At 22.1% G+C, this 16195-nt stretch carries 25 protein-coding genes and 2 tRNA genes; 7 read left to right on the forward strand and 20 right to left on the reverse strand.

The window, feature by feature from the left end; genetic code table 11:
- Positions 1–27: 27 nt before the first annotated feature.
- Together QW117_01245 and QW117_01250 are read right to left on the reverse strand one after the other, a co-directional pair.
- Positions 28–336 (reverse strand): hypothetical protein, encoded by a 309-nt coding sequence (locus QW117_01245; GenBank protein ID MEM3405582.1) that lies wholly within the window; start codon positions 334–336, stop codon positions 28–30.
- Positions 337–408: 72 nt separating this feature from the next.
- Positions 409–3000 (reverse strand): ATP-dependent helicase, encoded by a 2592-nt coding sequence (locus QW117_01250; protein ID MEM3405583.1) that lies wholly within the window; start codon positions 2998–3000, stop codon positions 409–411.
- A gap of 119 nt (positions 3001–3119) precedes the next feature.
- Here QW117_01250 and QW117_01255 point away from each other — a divergent pair, with 119 nt between their 5' ends.
- A complete protein-coding gene (locus QW117_01255) occupies positions 3120–3380 on the forward strand; it encodes a hypothetical protein (protein MEM3405584.1) in 261 nt (86 codons plus the stop codon).
- A gap of 54 nt (positions 3381–3434) precedes the next feature.
- Positions 3435–4289: a hypothetical protein gene (locus QW117_01260; protein MEM3405585.1), complete on the forward strand. Its 855-nt coding sequence runs from the start codon at positions 3435–3437 to the stop codon at positions 4287–4289.
- Positions 4290–4611: 322 nt separating this feature from the next.
- On the opposite strand, the gene QW117_01265 is transcribed toward QW117_01260, so the two are convergent.
- Positions 4612–5247 (reverse strand): hypothetical protein, encoded by a 636-nt coding sequence (locus tag QW117_01265; GenBank protein ID MEM3405586.1) that lies wholly within the window; start codon positions 5245–5247, stop codon positions 4612–4614.
- A gap of 554 nt (positions 5248–5801) precedes the next feature.
- Here QW117_01265 and QW117_01270 point away from each other — a divergent pair.
- From QW117_01270 to QW117_01285, 4 genes are all read left to right on the forward strand, one after another.
- Positions 5802–6017 (forward strand): hypothetical protein, encoded by a 216-nt coding sequence (locus tag QW117_01270; protein MEM3405587.1) that lies wholly within the window; start codon positions 5802–5804, stop codon positions 6015–6017.
- 445 nt (positions 6018–6462) lie between these two features.
- Positions 6463–7278: a tyrosine-type recombinase/integrase gene (locus tag QW117_01275; protein ID MEM3405588.1), complete on the forward strand. Its 816-nt coding sequence runs from the start codon at positions 6463–6465 to the stop codon at positions 7276–7278.
- A gap of 2 nt (positions 7279–7280) precedes the next feature.
- Positions 7281–7880 (forward strand): recombinase family protein, encoded by a 600-nt coding sequence (locus tag QW117_01280; protein MEM3405589.1) that lies wholly within the window; start codon positions 7281–7283, stop codon positions 7878–7880.
- A gap of 60 nt (positions 7881–7940) precedes the next feature.
- Positions 7941–8504, forward strand: a complete 564-nt coding sequence (locus tag QW117_01285; protein ID MEM3405590.1) for a hypothetical protein — start codon at positions 7941–7943, stop codon at positions 8502–8504.
- Here QW117_01285 and QW117_01290 read toward each other — a convergent pair whose 3' ends face one another.
- The 15 genes from QW117_01290 to QW117_01360 form a co-directional block, all read right to left on the reverse strand.
- Complete coding sequence (locus QW117_01290) at positions 8505–8969, reverse strand: hypothetical protein (GenBank protein ID MEM3405591.1); 465 nt, start codon at positions 8967–8969, stop codon at positions 8505–8507.
- A gap of 9 nt (positions 8970–8978) precedes the next feature.
- Positions 8979–9389 carry a 30S ribosomal protein S9 gene (locus tag QW117_01295; protein MEM3405592.1) on the reverse strand — a complete coding sequence of 137 codons (411 nt, stop codon included), beginning with the start codon at positions 9387–9389 and terminating at the stop codon, positions 8979–8981.
- A complete protein-coding gene (gene rplM / locus QW117_01300; GenBank protein ID MEM3405593.1) occupies positions 9382–9798 on the reverse strand; it encodes a 50S ribosomal protein L13 in 417 nt (138 codons plus the stop codon). Before rplM ends, QW117_01295 begins: the two co-directional genes overlap by 8 nt.
- A gap of 2 nt (positions 9799–9800) precedes the next feature.
- Positions 9801–10163, reverse strand: a complete 363-nt coding sequence (locus QW117_01305; protein ID MEM3405594.1) for a 50S ribosomal protein L18e — start codon at positions 10161–10163, stop codon at positions 9801–9803.
- Positions 10164–10168: 5 nt separating this feature from the next.
- A tRNA-Leu gene (locus QW117_01310) sits at positions 10169–10252 on the reverse strand.
- 41 nt (positions 10253–10293) lie between these two features.
- Positions 10294–11022, reverse strand: a complete 729-nt coding sequence (locus QW117_01315; GenBank protein ID MEM3405595.1) for a DNA-directed RNA polymerase subunit D — start codon at positions 11020–11022, stop codon at positions 10294–10296.
- 34 nt (positions 11023–11056) lie between these two features.
- Positions 11057–11443 (reverse strand): 30S ribosomal protein S11, encoded by a 387-nt coding sequence (gene rpsK, locus QW117_01320; GenBank protein ID MEM3405596.1) that lies wholly within the window; start codon positions 11441–11443, stop codon positions 11057–11059.
- On the reverse strand, positions 11440–11943 hold the full coding sequence (locus tag QW117_01325; GenBank protein MEM3405597.1) for a 30S ribosomal protein S4: 504 nt from the start codon (positions 11941–11943) through the stop codon (positions 11440–11442). Before QW117_01325 ends, rpsK begins: the two co-directional genes overlap by 4 nt.
- 6 nt (positions 11944–11949) lie before the next feature.
- Positions 11950–12435 carry a 30S ribosomal protein S13 gene (locus QW117_01330; GenBank protein MEM3405598.1) on the reverse strand — a complete coding sequence of 162 codons (486 nt, stop codon included), beginning with the start codon at positions 12433–12435 and terminating at the stop codon, positions 11950–11952.
- Positions 12436–12439: 4 nt separating this feature from the next.
- Positions 12440–12976 (reverse strand): DUF655 domain-containing protein, encoded by a 537-nt coding sequence (locus QW117_01335; GenBank protein ID MEM3405599.1) that lies wholly within the window; start codon positions 12974–12976, stop codon positions 12440–12442.
- Positions 12977–12981: 5 nt separating this feature from the next.
- On the reverse strand, positions 12982–13299 hold the full coding sequence (locus tag QW117_01340; protein MEM3405600.1) for a hypothetical protein: 318 nt from the start codon (positions 13297–13299) through the stop codon (positions 12982–12984).
- Between the two features lies 1 nt (position 13300).
- Positions 13301–13549, reverse strand: coding sequence for a 50S ribosomal protein L21e (locus tag QW117_01345; protein ID MEM3405601.1), 249 nt, complete (start codon positions 13547–13549; stop codon positions 13301–13303).
- 1 nt (position 13550) lies between these two features.
- On the reverse strand, positions 13551–13844 hold the full coding sequence (locus QW117_01350; GenBank protein ID MEM3405602.1) for a hypothetical protein: 294 nt from the start codon (positions 13842–13844) through the stop codon (positions 13551–13553).
- Positions 13845–13864: 20 nt separating this feature from the next.
- Positions 13865–14059 carry a hypothetical protein gene (locus QW117_01355; GenBank protein MEM3405603.1) on the reverse strand — a complete coding sequence of 65 codons (195 nt, stop codon included), beginning with the start codon at positions 14057–14059 and terminating at the stop codon, positions 13865–13867.
- A 102-nt stretch (positions 14060–14161) separates the two neighbouring features.
- A complete protein-coding gene (locus tag QW117_01360; GenBank protein ID MEM3405604.1) occupies positions 14162–15463 on the reverse strand; it encodes a serpin family protein in 1302 nt (433 codons plus the stop codon).
- 109 nt (positions 15464–15572) lie between these two features.
- On the opposite strand from QW117_01360, the gene QW117_01365 reads away from it, so the two are divergent.
- Positions 15573–15770 carry a DNA-directed RNA polymerase subunit N gene (locus tag QW117_01365; GenBank protein ID MEM3405605.1) on the forward strand — a complete coding sequence of 66 codons (198 nt, stop codon included), beginning with the start codon at positions 15573–15575 and terminating at the stop codon, positions 15768–15770.
- 18 nt (positions 15771–15788) lie between these two features.
- Here QW117_01365 and QW117_01370 read toward each other — a convergent pair whose 3' ends face one another.
- Both QW117_01370 and QW117_01375 read right to left on the reverse strand, forming a co-directional pair.
- Positions 15789–16055, reverse strand: coding sequence for a hypothetical protein (locus QW117_01370; GenBank protein ID MEM3405606.1), 267 nt, complete (start codon positions 16053–16055; stop codon positions 15789–15791).
- Between the two features lie 28 nt (positions 16056–16083).
- A tRNA-Leu gene (locus QW117_01375) sits at positions 16084–16167 on the reverse strand.
- Positions 16168–16195 lie beyond the last annotated feature (28 nt).

The raw sequence follows: 16195 nt of genomic DNA on the forward strand, positions 1-16195 counted from the left end.
ATATAGAAAACTTAATAAAAATAACTTTTATTTTTTATAAGAAATTATTATTTTTTTATTATTTCCTTCTTCTTCATAAATTGTAAATTCGTTCATAATTCCTATTTCTATTTCCAATTTACTTTGTTTAAATTGTATATCTTTTATATTACTTCCATAAATATAGATTTTGTAATACCCAAAATTTAGATTTTCTTTTTTATCTTTTATATATGCATAACAAGAATAATCTCCATTCTTATTAAAATTTTTTATTATATTTTCTAATTTTTTCAATTTTCCATTTATACTTTCCTCACTATATTTTGTTATTAATAAAAAATTGTTTTTTTTCATAATTTTAAAATAGAAAGATAGTTTAAAAATAAATCTATTTTATAAAAAATATATTATAAGCATTACAATTATTTATAAATTTTTTATAGAGTTCTTTTTTATTTCTTCATAAACTCTCTTAATGAAATTTAATTTATCTTCTATTTTTATAATATCATAATAACTCTGTAAAATTAAATTTATAGCAAATGGACTACATATCCTTGTTTCCTTAAATTCTATTTTAATATCTTTATTTTTTATCCAATTAATAACTTTTTTTGCATTTTTTATATCCATAACATCTTCTAATATTTCTCTCCTTGTTTCTTTCAAAATAGGAAAATTATTATCTAATCTTCTCACGCTATCAATTAAAAAAGAAGATTTTAATTGTAATTTTGCAATAGATTTTTTATTACCTTTATAATTCCTTAATATCGTCAAAGCACGAGAAGCACAATGTCTAAATCTTCTTTTTAATATCTCTGATTTTTCAATCGCTTCTTTTAAAATTTCTTCTAAGTTATTTTCATTAATAAAATTTAAAGTTTTTTCAATTTTTTCCTTATTTATATTTTCCCCAATTAAATAAAAGCCATTATCATTTATTCCAATCTCAATATCCCTTACATTTTGTTTCGCTAAAATAAAAGCAATAGCTCTTGATAAAGCATCATTCACTCTTCTTCCAAATAAAGAATGAAAAATATAATAATTTTTTTCTACCTTATAATTTTCTATTATTATTTTATTTAAATGAGGAATACCAATATAATCATTTTGTAATAAAAAATAATTATAAATTTCCTCTGCTATTTCTTTTTTTATATAACAAAATTTTTCAATAAATTTAATAATATCTTCTTTTTCTTCTTTGTTTATTCTTTCATTAATTAATTTTCTGAATCTTTGTATGTCTAAAGCAAGGTCAAAAGATAAAGGTAAAATTTCTGAAAACCAAGAAGGAATCGTAGGAGGCCTATCAATAGTTTGGCTAACATATAATTTCATTCCTCTACTAAACATATATACATATTTATTACCACCCAAAACAAAAACGTCCCCTTTCTTCATTCTCTCAAAAAAACTTTCATCTATATTTCCTATTTTTATTTCTTTTCCATCTTTTCTTAAGATAACAGAAATAAAAGATTCTTCTGGTATTGTTCCTATATTTGTCATGTATATCATTCTTGCCAATTTTCCCTTTTTACCTATTTCTCCTGTTTTTTCATCATACCAAATTTTTGCATAAACTCTTTTATCTTCTAAAGCATATTCTCCAGCTAAATAAGATATAACAGAAAGAAAATCTTCATAACTTAAGTATTTATAACAATAACTCCCTCTAATTATATTAAACATATCTTTTATATTATATTTTTTTGTTATAGCCATTCCATAGATATGTTGGGACAAAACATCTAAGCAGTTTTTAGGAATTTCTACATTATCTATTTTTCTTTCTATTATATTCTTTAACATTATACTACATTCTACTAAATCATCTTTATCTAAAACAATAAATCTTCCTTTGATAGTGTCATGTAATTTATGACCGGCCCTTCCTATTCTTTGTAATGCTCTTGCAACAGATTTTGGGCTTCCTAATAAAATCACCATATCTATATAGCCTATATCTATTCCTAACTCTAAACTTGTAGAAGACACAATAACTTTTAATTTTCCTTCTCTTAATTTCTTTTCAATATCAAATCTATACTCTCTACTTAAACTTCCATGATGAGCACCTATATCATCTAAATATTTATTTGGAAAAATTTCTTTTAAGTGATTTACAACTCTTTCGGTAGCACTTCTTGTATTTGTAAATATTAAGGTAGTCTTATTTTGTTGTATTAAATTATCAATTACCTCATAAAGATATTTATTTATTTCTTTATTTTCATTAAAAATATCACCAATATATAAAACATTAACATCCAATTTTTTTTCAAAATTAACATTTGCTATTACACATTCGTTAGAGCTTCCAATTAAAAATTTAGCTATTTCTTCTAAAGGAGATATTGTAGCAGATAACCCTATTCTAACAAAATCATAACTTATTTCCTTTAATCTTTCTAAGCTCAATGATAAATGTGTGCCTCTTTTATTAGCTAAAGAATGAATCTCGTCTATAATTACATATTCTACATTATCTAATTTTTCAATAAACTTTTTTGAAGTTATTATTATAGAAAGAGTTTCTGGAGTGGTTATTAATATATGTGGAGGTTTTTTTAACTGCTCTTGTCTTTCCTTTATTGTTGTGTCTCCTGTTCTTAACGAAATTCTTATTTTTTGCAGTTTTATATTTCTTTTTTTTGCTATTTCTTCTATTTCATTTAAAGGAGTTATTAAATTTACATATATATCATTACTTAATGCTCTTAAAGGAGAAGTATATATGACATAAACTTTATCTTCCAATTCATTTTTTTCAGCAAGAATAATAAGATAATTTAAAATGCTTAAAAAAGCAGTAAGAGTTTTTGTTCCACCAGTAGGAGCAGAAATCAAAGTATTTTTTCTTTTCCATATAGGAATAACACCATATAGTTGCGTTTTACTAAAATTTTCAAATTTTGAAAAAAACCATTCTTTAACTAAAGGGTGTAAAATTTCATTTATTTTTTCTTTGCTTACCTCTTTGGCATATTCTATTTTATATTCTTCCATTTTAATCAAAAAATTAAATGATAGTTATATTTAAATTTAATTTTATACTCTTTAAAGATATAAATTTCAAAATAATAACTTATGATAAAATATATAAATTATTAAAAAATAGTTCTTCTATGAAACTTTCTCAAAACAAAAAAGAAAAAATACAAGAACAAATAATATCTTATTTATTAACTATTTACCCTTCTTCTAAATTTACCGCAGAAATTGCAAGAGAAATTGCAAGAGACGAAGAATTTACACTAAAATTATTAAAAGATTTAGAAGAAAAAAGAATAGTTTCAAAAATAGTAAAAAATCCAAAAGGAAAGCCTTATTCAAAAAGAATTAGATGGTGTTTATCTAAACAAGCTTATTTTGCTTATCAGAGTTAAAAAAATATTTTATAATAAATAAATATTTATAAAACTATATTGTTAATTTTTTTTATGGATAAAATAAAAAAATCTTTTCAAAAAGTAAAAGAGGATATCTTTTTTTTAGGAGAAAAAATCTCAAAATTAGAAGAATCTATTTCTAAAATTAATTCGTTTTTAGAAATAATAAATAAGGAGATAACAGAATTAAAACTAAATATATTAGAAAATAATTCAAAAATAAAAAATAAAAATAATAATTTATTTATTCCAACACAAAAAGAAAAAATACAGACAAATAACAGTGATATAAAGACAAATAAAGAAGATTCGGCAGATAAAATATATTTTAAAGGCTTAAAAAAAGAAAATTATAATGTTTCCATAGGAAATAATGGGGTTCCAACAGACAGACAGACAGACAGACAGACAAACGAACAAACAAAAAATATAGAAGAAAATAATAAAAAAATAAATAAAATAGATAATAAAAATAATATTAGTGAAATATCAGTAGTGCCTAATTACTATAAAGAAAAATATAAAAATTTAAATGTAGTGGATAAAAATAAAGAAAACATAACAATAAAAAATGATTTTGAAGAAATATTAAAAATATTAAATAGTTTAGATATCATAAAAAAAGAAATAAGAAACAAATTTAAAAGATTAACAGAACAAGAATTTAAGGTTTTTTCTTATATTTATGATTTAGAGGAAAAAGGATTTTTAGTAGATTATAAATTACTTTCAGAAAAATTAAATTTGACAGAATCTTCCGTAAGAGATTACGTAGGAAAATTAATAAAAAAAGGAATTCCTATAATAAAAGAAAAAATAAATAATAAACAGGTCATTCTTCATATAAGTAAAGAACTAAAGGAAGTAACACCTTTAGAAACAATAATTAAATTAAGAAATATTTAAAAAATTAATTATAATTATTAAAAGTTCGTTTTAAATTTATTAATATTATTAATATAAATTATAAATTATGATAATATATTTATGTTAATATTATTCGTTGTAACGATTATTTAATTATTAATATCTTATATTATAAAATGATCTATATATATTTCTATTATTAAGCCTTATAAATAAAAAATTTTTACATTTTATTTAATTCTCTAACTTTCTTAATATCTAAATTTTTAAATAACACAATTATTAATTAATTTAATTTTTTATTTTTTAAGCTTTAAAAAGCTATTTTTTTATTTCACACTTTTTATTTTTTTATTAATTATCACTCAATTTCCTCTATTTTTTCACTTTTTTTCTTTTTATTATCTCTCACTTTTACGTTTTTTAATATTCTTTCTTTTATACTATCCTCTATAAATATCCTTTTTTTACCATTTTTTTCAATTATCTCTTGAATTAAACCCTCACTTTTCTGTTTTATTGAGTTTATTTGCCCTCTTATAGTAGCTCTTGTTTTTCCCATCATTGCAGCAAGATCATCATAACTTAATTTTAGGTCTGTATTTAACAATACCCAAATTATTGCTCTTTCCATAGCACTAAAATTCTTAAAAATGCCATAAACACCTGTTTGAACAGGTGTTTGAACACCTAAACAAACACCTTCAACAGCTGTTTGTTTTTCAATTTTTTGAACAGGTGTTTTAAACAGCTGTTTAAACAGCTCTTTATCAATAGTATCAACAATATTTTTTAATCCTTCTATTTCATTTTTTATCGACGATATTTGCTGTTTTATATCAGAAATATCATTTTCTATTTTTTCATCCTTCTTATTCAAATGTTCAACCCACAAACCAAGGTTGTTTATATCCTTTTTTACAGCTTCAAAGCTTCTTTTTATCTCCTCTTTCTTTATTTCTTCATCTTTTTTTCTTTTAAATATCCATCTAAACATAATTTAATCACATAAATATTATTTATAAATCTTTTTATTTTTCAATTTTTCGTCGTATTTATTATAAAATTTTATTTAAAAAATATTTAATTTTTTATAAAAAAGATAAATGTTTATTCTTATAATCGATATATATAAAAAGCTGTTTAAACACCCTTAAACACCATAAAATTTTATTTAAACAGCTGTTTAAACACCCTTAAACACCATAAAATTTTATTTAAACACCTTTAAACACCCTATATTATAAAATAAATTAAAAAATCTTTTAAATTTTATTAAAAATAGGTTAAAATTAATAAAAATATTATTTTTAAGAATAATTGATAAGTGTATTAAAAAATATTTTTTTAATAAAAAGATTTTTAAATTAAAATTAATTATTATAAGTAAAGTAATTAATTAAATAAAATAATATAAATTTGATAAATAAAAAAAGATTTGATAAGTTTTGATTATTTACTGATAATAAGATTATTAAATAATAGGGTTATTAATTTATTTATAATAAAAAGATTTAATGATAAAATTGAAAGGAGGTGAGAAAATAAAAAATGAAAAAAACAAAAGCAATAAAAATATTTGGATGGATAATTGCTATTTTATCTTTGCTTAATTTATTAAGAATAAACATAACAGAAACATCTAATCCTTTGTTTCAACTAATAATCTCTTTAGTTGTTTTGGTTTTAGCAATAGTCCTTTTGACATTCAATCAAAAAAATAATAAAAAACAAGAAAAAGAAGTTAAAAATAAAAGAAAAAAATAAATTTTATTGACTTTAGATTAGTTTATTTAAATTTTTATTTTCACTTAGGTGACCTTAGTTAAAAAATAATAAAGAAAATAAAAATTTTAAATAAGTAACTTATACAATTTTTAAAAAATAAGATCCATATTATAATTTTTTTAATAAAAATAGCAAAAAATAAAAAATGAAAAACAAAACAAAAATAAAAAAATAATATTTAAGAATAAAATAAAAATTAAAAAAATTTATATTAGAAAGATTATAAAAAAATAATAGAATAATTAAATAATAAATATAATGATTTTAACTAAGTTAACCTTAGTGCAAAAAAATAAAAATATTAATAACCTATAGTAGAAAAAATTAGAAAAATAATAAAAAGTTCGCACAAGAGTTATTAAACGAACCATTATTTATAATAAAATTTGAAAAAATTTATAAAGAAGTTCGTTTTATTTTTTTTATGAAAAAAGAGGAATTCATAGAAAAATTAGAAGTTGAATTAAAATTAACTAAAAAATCTGAACTAACAATAAGAAACTACAAATATTTTAATTTAAAATTTTTAGAATATTGTAATAAAGATATAGAGCAATTAACAAAAGATGATGTAAAAAAATTTTTAGCTTATATTTCTGAAAAAAGCCCAAATTCCATACTTCTAGCAATATCAGCAATAAAATTTTCAACATTAAAAATTTTAGGTAAAGACTTAACAGAAAATATAGAAAGGCCTAAAAAAGAAAAATCTTTGCCAAAAGTATTAACAAAAGAAGAAATAAAAAAATTGATAGAAACTATAGAAACAAAAAAATCAAAATTAATAGTAAAATTCCTTTATAGTACTGGCTTGCGAGTTTCAGAATTAGTTAATCTTAAAAAAGAAGATATAAACTTTCAAGAAAGAATAGGAATAGTTAAAAAAGGAAAGGGAAAAAAAGATAGAATCTTTATACTTTCAGAAAAACTTGCTAATGATTTACAAGAATACCTTAATAATAATCAAGAAAATCTTTATCTTTTTTCTAAAGAAAAACCATTAACAACAAGAAACATACAGAAGATTATAAAAAAGACAGCAGAAAAAGCACAAATAAACAAAAAAGTAACTCCTCATGTACTAAGACATAGTTTTGCCACTCATTTATTAGAATCAGGAACAGATATAAGATTTATTCAGACTTTATTAGGGCATGAAAATCTTAATACAACCCAAATTTATACTCATGTAAATACCCAAGAACTTAAAAAAATAAAAAATCCATTAGATGATTTATAAAAATGTATATATCAAATTCATTAAAAAAAGAGATTTTAGAAAGAGACAACTTTAGTTGCCAAAAATGTTTTTATAAAGGTGATGAAGAAAATCTAAAAATTCACATAATAAATAAAGAAAAAAAGCCATCTAAAGAAAATCTAATTACTTTATGTGAAATATGTAATAATTATGCTCCAACAAAAGAAGAAGAATTTAAAGAATATATAAGAGAAAAGATAAATTCTGATATTTTAGAAACATTTAGGAAATATAGAAAAAATAACCCAAATATTGAAGGAATGAATAAAAAATTTGAAGATGGAAATATAATAACAAGACCACCATTAGGATATAAAATAATTGATAAAAAACTTGTTGTTGATGAAGAAAAAAAATTGATTGTCCAGGAAATATTTCAAACCTTCTTAAATGAAAATATAAGCTTAAATAAATTAGCGAAAAAATATAATTTATCTGTTAATGGATTAAAAAAAATATTGAAAAATTTTGTTTATGTTGGAAAGATAAAATTTAAAGGAAATTTAATAGACGGAAAACATCCACTTTTAATTTCTCATGAAATTTTTAATAGAGTTCAAAAAAAATTAGAAGAAAAATAATAATATAAAATATTTTTCTTATTTCATATATTTTTATAAACAACTATTATTTTTATTTTTATGCTTATATCAAAAAGAAAACTATTTGTAGGAATAGACGAATCAAATCACGGAAAATATCCTGAAATTTTTGTTGCAGCTTATTCTAATAAAGAAGAATATTCCATTTATTTACAAAATCCTATTAAAAAAGATAGAAAACATTTAGAATTAAATGAAAAACTTAGAAAAGTACGTTATAATTTTCTAATTTTACAAGAATATGATATAAATAGGATGAAGGAAGTAATAAAAAAAGATAAAAGAATAAATTTAAGTGTAAGAAGTATAGTTTTCTCTAGTTTATTAAAAGGAATTACTCGTTATTATAAAGATTATTCTTTAGAAATCTTAATTGACGGAGATTTAAAGATAGAAGAATTAAAATCTACAAAGAGTTTAATTTCTAAAATAGAAAGAATACCCGAAGAAAACATTTTTTTATATTCTGGAATTAAATTTGATGAACATATTTTAATAGTAAATTATGCAGATGAAATAGCGCATTTTCTTTTTAGAAAAAAAACTTTAGAAGATATTATTTCAGAAAAATATTGTTCAATTAGAAAAGAATTAATTCTTTAATTAAGGATCTCTGTCTTCCCAAGTTACTGGTTTTACTACATTTATATTATAAAAATAATCTTCAAATGCAATTCTGTACCCAAAATATAAAGAAACTAATTTTCTTTCTTTAAGTTTTTCTATTACTTCGGAATATTTTTTTATAAGGTCTTCTTTTTCTTTTATAAAAGAATTTAAAATCTTATATAATTTAATTTCAGCTTCGCGATAAGATTTTCCATAACCATTAGATTTAACTTCTACAATTAATAATTTGTATAATCCTTCTTTTTCTGTTTTATTTGTTTTACAAAGAAAAGCTAAATCAGGAACATAATTTCCTATTTTTGGATATTTTTCAAAATAAACAAAATTATCAATTTTGTCTTTTATTAAATCTATATTAGAATAAATCTTTTCTACTAATCTGTCGTGAATATCTTTTTTTATTTTTTTATAATAGACATGATGCTTTTTCCTATTCATTTTTTAGAATTATCTATATGACTTTTGTCTTTTCGCTCTCGCTTTGCTATCATTAGGTTTATAAGCTTCTTTTCTCCTAACATCCGCTACTAATAAATTTCTATCATAAGATAAGAACGCTTTTTTTAATTCATTATTTTTTGTTTTTTCTACTAAAGCTTTAGCAATTGCTAACCTAGCAGCCTCTATTCTAGAATTAGAACCGCCACCTTTAACTAAAACTTCAATATCATAATTTAATTTACCTAATTTTTCTTTTGCTATTTCTAATGGTTCTTCTATCATTAACCTTTTTATTAAAGGTAATAATTCATAAGGTTGTTTATTTATTATTATCTTGCCTGTTCCATCTTTTATTGTTGCTCTTGCTATACTTCTTTTTCTTTTCCCAGAAACAACTATAGATTGTTCTTTATTCATTTTTTCCTTTTAATAATTTAGTTAGTTGCAATAAAGTTATTCCTTTTTCTTTTTTATTTTCTAAAGAAATTTTTTCTTTATTTTCTAATCCCTTCGGAACACTTTCATAACATTTTATTTTTTTTAAAGCTTCCCTTCCTCTATACTGTTTGTAAGGCAACATTCCTCTTATTGTTCTTTTCATTATCTTTTCTACATTAGAAGGAAAAAATGGGCCTTTTTGAATATCACCTCCCTTTCTTCTTTTTTTTAAATATTCCTCTAATACAGATTCTTTCTTTCCTGTTATAATTGCTTTTTCTGTATTTACTATGATAACTTTATTTCCCAATAAAGCTTTTTTTGCAGCAAAACTTGCTATTCTTCCTAAAGGAGAGTTAGTTGCATCAATTATTATTTCTTCTTCCATTTTTAAGTTATTATTTTACCTTTAATTTCTTTATTTTTTTTAATTTCATCTCCTATAAAAGATATTTCACATCCAGCTTTTTTCAATTTTGTAATTGCTTTTTCCGAAAAAGATAAAGCAATTATTTTTACTTTTTTAGTTATATCTCCAGAAGATAAAACTTTCCCAGGAACTATAATAATATCTCCTTCTTTAGCTTTTTTTTCTATTTCACTAATATTAATTTCTATTTTTTTTCTTCTTGGTTTTGATAATAATTCTGCTATCTCTTTATTTTTTCCTTTTATTAATTCTTTTACACTATCAACTAAAAAAATATTTGTTTTTCTCTTTATTTGTTTTTTTATTTTTGTCTTACTTTTCATTTTTATGCAGGGAAGAGGATTCGAACCTCTGAAGGCACTAAGCCACAGCGTCTTGAGCGCTGCCCGTTTGACCGCTTCGGTATCCCTGCTTACATTTATTTATATAGGGATACAAAAGCAGTTTTAAATTTTACTTAATTTCTTTTAAATTATCTTTTAATATTTGAATAGATTTAATCATAATTTCTTTTGCTTCTATTTGGCCGAATGATTCTATAGTAAATAAAATTTCTTTTTCATTTGGTTTAACGTAAACTATTTCTTCATTAAATTTTACATATTCATCTAAAAAATCAAATGCTATTTTATCTTTATTTTTTATTTTCTCAAAAGTTTCTTTATCAACTTCAATTATTTTTTCTTTTTCAATTTTATCTTTACTAACTTTCTCTATTATTGGTGTATAAGAATAATAAACTAAACCAGGAGAAAATTTTGTATGCTGTATTCCCTTTCCAAATCTTGCTATTGCTAAAAAATTTAATTGTTGATCTTTTGCTAATTCTACAATAGGAATTTTATCATATACTACTTCTGCCTTTCCTTTTAAATCAGAAGAATAAACAATACATGGACCTTTAGCGTTTAATTTTAATTCTATTTCACATAAACTACATCCTTTACCTTTACATTTACATTCTCCTTTTAATTCCATATCTTTAGGAGTCTTTAATGGTATTAAACCCAACCTTAGTGCTAATACTTCATCATATAAAACAGAATCATTATTATAAAATTCAACCTCATCTATTGCTAATATAGGAATTTCTAAAGAAGATCTTCTTATAGCATTTGCTAAACTATCTTCTATTTCTAATAAAAAAGATATTTTTTCTTTTTTATTTTCTAATACTTTCATTTTTTTCTTTATTTTTCTTTGTTTTTAAATTTAATTAAACTCTTCTTCCCCTTCTTCCACCTTTTTTCTTAGGACCACCTCTTGGTACTTTAGTAATATCAATTACATTTAATATTTTAAATCCTTCTTTTCCGAAAGTTTTGACAGCAGAATATGCTCCTGGACCTGGACTTGTCATTCCTGTTTGTGCTTTTATTTTAATAAAAAGAGAATTTATTCCTAAATCTTTAGCTATTTCTGCTACCCTTTTTGCTACAAACATTGCTATAGTAGGATTTGCTTTTAATCTATCCTGCTTTGTGACTTGCCCTCCAGATATTCTAGCTATAGTTTTACCTGTTAAGTCAGTTAAGTTAATTATTGTATTATTAAAAGATGTATAAATATATACCACACCAATTATTTCTTCTTTTTCTTTCATTTTTCTTCTATAAAAATATTTTCATTTAGTTTTTTATTATTTTCTTCTGAAATTTTCTTTTTTAAAGTAATTTCAATTTTTTCTTCTTCTCCTTTTTTCACTATGTAACTAGGAGAATTTACTCTAACACCTCCTACTTTAACATGTTTATGAACTATAAGCTGTCTTGCTAATTTAGGAGTAATATTATATTTTTTACTTAAAATTGTTTGTAACCTTCTTTTTAACCAATCTTCTTTATTTAATGCTAAAACATCAGAAATACTCTTTACATTTAAACCTATCTTATTTAATTTTTCTATAAATTTTTTTTGTTCTTCGTATGATGCTGTTAATATTTTTTTTGCTTTTTCTCTTATTTTATTAATTTTATATTCTGCTTTCCATATTTCTCTTTTGTTTTTTAATCCATATTTTTCTTTTATTTTATTTTCTTCTTCAATTCTTAATTTATCAAAAGGTTTTTTTGGTCTTGAATATTTTTTCTTTTTTCTTATCATTTTTTATTATTTTTTTGATTTAGTTGGTTGTTGTTTTTTTCTTTGAACTCCAACTACCTTATTCTTTCTAAAATGAGATTTTGTTCTCTGTCCTCTTACAGGTTGACCTGTAGCATGTCTTAATCCTCTGTAAGATCTTATCTTCTTTAATCTTTTTATATCAAATTCTTTTCTTAAATCTAAATCAGAACCAATTAAATGAATATCTTCTTTACTTTCTCTCTCATTTCTTCTGTTAAATAAATGAGAAGGCAAATCTGGATTTTGAATAAAATTTGATATTTTATCTATCTCTTCTTTTGTTAATTCAGAAATTCTTTTATTTTTATCTATATCTAAAATATTACATACAGCATTAGAAAAACTCCATGAAACTCCCTTTATCTTTGTTAAAGCAGGATAAACTCTCATATTAGATGGTATATCAACAGATAGAATTCTAATTAAGTTTTCTTCTTTTTCTTCTTTATTTTGTTTTATTATCTTATCCATTTTTTTATTTAGCAAATAAATTATGCCTTTGTAATTCTGTTAATTCTTCAAATATCCTTTTTTCTACAGCTTTTTTTGGATCTGGTAAGCTAGGTATTCTTTTTTTTATATCTTCAAAACTTTCAAATGGTTTTTCTTCTCTTGCTCTTATTATATCTTCTTTATGTTTTTTTCCAAAACCCGGAAGTAACTCTAATTGATGAATTCTCGTATTTATTGGTTGAGCTTTATTAAAAAATTCAACAAATTTTTTTTCTTTTTTTTCTACCATCTCCTTTATAAATTCTTCTAAATTTTTTTTTGCGGTTTCTGTTAATTTTTCTCTTAATAGTCTTCCTTTTATAAAATGAATTTTATCTCTTTTCCCTTCTCCTATATAAACTCTTTCTTTTAATTCTAATGTTATTCCTCTTCTTGGTATTAATTCTAATAATATTAATTCATTTTCACATATAGCCTGAGCTACAGCCATTCCCCTTCTTTCTAAAGGATAACCATATGGTAAAAAATCTAATATAATTGCATATTCTTCTTTTATCATTTTCTTTATTTGTATTTCTTGACAATGTCAAGAATTTTATTTGTTTCCTCTTCATTTAAAACAACATCTACTAATATTTTATTTAATTCTGAAACATTTTCAGGTAAGAAATCTATTATTTTTGAAATATGCTCTGATTTAATTTTTATTAAATCTAAACTTTCTAATTCTTTTCTTAAACTTATTGCATCTTCATTTTTTAATTTAATAAATTTTTTTATAAAACCCTTTAATTCCTTTCTTTTTTCCTCATCCATTTCTATATTTTCAATTAAATTCAAACTTTCTGCCATGCTTAAACTTTTCATTTCTTTTATTTTCATTTTAATATTTTAAATGAATCGGGTTGATTAATAATTTTTTTATTCTATTAAAATCCTTTATTTCTACAATATAAATCTTTCCTTTTTTTCCAATTATTTTTCCAGATTTTCCATTAAATCTTTTTGGGAAATTTATAGGATGACTTATATCTATTTTTATTACTACTTTATCCCCCTCTTTATAATTATATAATATTTTAGATGTCTTTATCTTTCCACTTTCTCTAGTAGCTTTTTTTATTTTTGCCATTTTATTTCTTATAATAATGTTTTAATTCATTTATTATTTTTTTCAACGTTTCTTTTAAAGCATTAAATATATTATAATCCGTAATTTTAGAATTAAATATTTTTTCTTTAGTTTCTAATTTTGTTTCTATTTCATGTAAAAAAATTTTTCCATGTTTAGATTTTTTTAATCTTATTGATAATTGTTTATAATCTACTATATTTTCAATTTTTTTTAAATAATTATTCAATATATTATTTATTTTTTCTTTCTCAATTTCTTCTAAATCAAACCCTATTAATTTTAATTTTTCCATTATAATCTTACAAGAAAATATTATTTAATTTTTGTGTTTATATTTTCTGTTATGCTTCCTTGAAATAAATTTCCTTTATTATTTGCTTCATTCATATTACTCTTAATTGCATTAAACATTCTTTCTCCCCAAACCTTAATTCCACATATATCACAAACATCTATAACAGAGTTTTCATCTATATGTTTGTTGCAATAAACGCATTTCTTTACCATAAATCTTGTTCTTTTTTAATGTTTTTAAATCTTTTTATTATTATAAAGTTAATCAAATTTCTTTATTATCTTTAAAAGAAAATTTAATTTTATATATTTTTATTATTTTTTTGTAGGATCAATAACTCTTCCTATAAATAAAATATTTCCTGTATCTTTTTGTTGTATTATAAATATAAAAGGATGATCTGCTCTAAATATTTTTCTTAATGGATATGCGGAACTACCCATCTTCCTAACAGTAGTCGCAGCAGCTGCTTCTGTTCCCTCTTCATTAACTTTAACATATGCTTTATGAATTATAAAATCAATAAATAAATCCTTTTCTTTTCTCATTCCAGAAAAATCAGCATTATAACTAAAAGCAGTTATCATTCCTAAAGACTTCATAGTTTCTTCCATATGATATTCTGTTTCAAATTCAAATTTAGGTAAATAAATACTGTCTATATCTGTTTTTTTCATTTGAGACTTGTATTCATTTAGTTTTTCTAAAGAAAATTCTATATCTTCAAGCGTGTAATTATAAACAATTTTTTCTTTCCTTTCATAATCATATTCTTCGTATTGTTTTGGTAATAATATCAACATAGAAATTTTATCCCCTTTATAAGGTAACTCTAATATTTGCATTTTTTCTGTTTCAAAATAATTTAGATACCCTCCCTTTCTATACATCATAGGAACTTTTACAATATTTTCAGGTGTTATTTTAAAATCTTGCTCTTTAGTGTATTCTTTATTAAATTCCTTCTCCCAACTACCTTTAAAATAAATAGCATTTGTAATTATTAATCTAGTTAATGGACTTAAATCTTTGATTATATCTTTAATTTTATCATTAGTTTGTTCTTCAATAAAACTATTAATTGTTTGTATTGATTTTTCTCTTTCATTAACAAAATCCAAATTTGTTGCTTTTCCACCATAATATTTTTCAACTCTACTTTTATAATCTTCAAGCAAATTATAATCTTTTTGAACCCATAAAGCATTTCCTGTTCTTAATTCATAATCCTTATTTCTTTCATTAATCTCATTATAGATTGCAGCAAAATTTGGTCTTAATACACTGTTTTCTGGAAAATGAAAAACAGATTTAATTTCTTCTGCTGTTTTTCCTTCTGCTCCTTCATATACTAATGCTAAAGCAGAGAAAATACTATAAGGAGAATAAAAAATATTTTTCCCTTTATTTTTAGGATCATTAATTAATTGATTATATAAATCAAAAGCAAATTGGTTATTTGCATTAATTACTTCTTGAATCCCTTGTTGAGTAAAGCCGGTATCATCTGCTTTTGGAGGTTGTTTAGGTTCATATGGATAAAGAAAAATAACTGCTGTTACAATTGCAGAAATCATAAAAAGAGTTATAATACTTATTATTATTTTTTTACTCATTAATCTTAGAATAAAAAGACCTTTAAAAATCTTTTTTTAACTTCAAATTAATTCAAACTAAAAAAGATTATATAGAAAATTTTTTAAATGGTCTTTTTATAAATTAAATATGATAATTCCGGTAAGATGTTTTTCATGTGGTAAGCCTATAGCACACTTGTGGGAAGAATATAAAAAAAGAATAGAGAAAGGAGAAAATACTAAAAAAGTTTTAGATGAATTAGGATTAGAAAGATATTGTTGTAGAGCAATGTTTTTAGGGCAAGTTGATTTATTACAAGAGATTAATAAATTTAAGAAGTTTTAATATCGCATTCTTAATTACTTAGGAAATTTCCCATCTGTTTACTTTTCCACATTTTTCACAAATTATTATTTTCATTTTCTTTTTTATTCTAATTCTTTCTTTTCCCGAATAAGGATTTAAGCAGTATTTACAAAATTTTTTTCTTTTATCTTTTAATTTAATATTATACTTCATAGCTAATCTTTTTATTTTTTTAATATCTTTAGATGTTTTATCCTTTGTATTAGAAAAAAAATAATTTATTATTTTTTCAACATTTTTTTTATTCAGTTTCCTCTTTGCCATTATATTTTTGTCTTACTTTTCATTTTTATGCAGGGAAGAGGATTCGAACCTCTGAAGGCACTAAGCCGCATGGTCCTTAGCCATGCCCGTTTGACCGCTTCGGTATCCCTGCTTATACTTAATTGTATCTAATTTTAATT

Source organism: Candidatus Pacearchaeota archaeon, assembly GCA_038874355.1.
Taxonomy (GTDB): Archaea; Nanobdellota; Nanobdellia; order Pacearchaeales; family GW2011-AR1; genus JAVZCO01.